This is a genomic window from Rhizobacter sp. P2_H2 (assembly GCF_056403375.1).
In genome coordinates, this window is record NZ_JBFUFP010001495.1 from 1 (window position 1) to 1,008 (window position 1,008).

1 protein-coding gene is annotated in these 1,008 nt (G+C 68.5%); it reads left to right on the top strand.

What is annotated here, in order from left to right:
- On the top strand, positions 1-1,008 hold a 1,008-nt coding region (locus AC1D15_RS34210; RefSeq protein ID WP_477829574.1), incomplete at both ends, for a WD40/YVTN/BNR-like repeat-containing protein.

Here is a 1,008-nt window from a genome sequence, read left to right on the forward strand (position 1 = left end):
GGGTTCGAACCTGTACAAGTCCACCAACGGCGGGGCATCGTGGACTGCGGTCTCGACGCCGGTGTCCGGCTCCCACATCCCGCACATGGTGCGGGCCGCCGACGGCAAGTTCTATGTGGTGTTCACCCAGGGCGCGGGCCCGAGTTCGCCCGGTCCCGCCCGTCTCTACAAGTTCGACGGCGGCAGCACCTGGACCTTGCTCAACAGCAACGACGCCTCCGGTTATGGCGGCCTGTCCGTCTTCGGCACCGGCTCGACGGCGCGCATTGCACTGGGCGTGACCAACACCTGGGGCAACTACAGCGGCCAGAAGATCGTCCAGCTGTCCGATGACGGCGGCAGCACCTGGCGCGAGATCGCGGCCACGATGCCGCATACGCCGGCCGACGACGGCTTCTCCGGCTGGATCGACGACGTCGAGATCGATCCCTCCGACCGCGACCACGTCCTGCACGTGTACGGCGGCGGCATCTGGGAAACCCGGAACGCCTCCTCGGCCACGCCGAGCTGGACCTTTGCCGTCGACGGGCTCGAGGAGACCTGCGCGCTGGCCCTCAGGACGCCGCCGGCCGGCGCGCCCTATCCGGTGATCTACTCAGTGGGCGACGTTGGAACGTGGGTCTACACCGACCTCGCGAAGAAGCCGACCCAAGGTCCTTCCACCCAATGGAGCAACGGCAATTCGTCCGACGTGGCGTGGTCCGATCCGCTCTACATCGCCGGGGTCGGCCTGCTGAACTCGAGCGGCAAGGGCACCGGCTTCTGGTCCGGCGACGGCGGCAAGACCTGGGCGACCTTTGCCTCACTCGCCGCCGGCGGCGTGGCCAACACGAGCGAAGCGTCGAACATCGCCGTCACCGCGCGCAACAAGGCCGTGTGGGCGCCGGCCGATTCGGTGCCGTCGTACACCACCGACAACGGCGCCAGCTGGACGGCCACCAACCTGCCGGCGCTCACCGTCATCGGCGGGTTCCCTCGCAGCTACCGCATGGTGGCGGACCGCAAGAA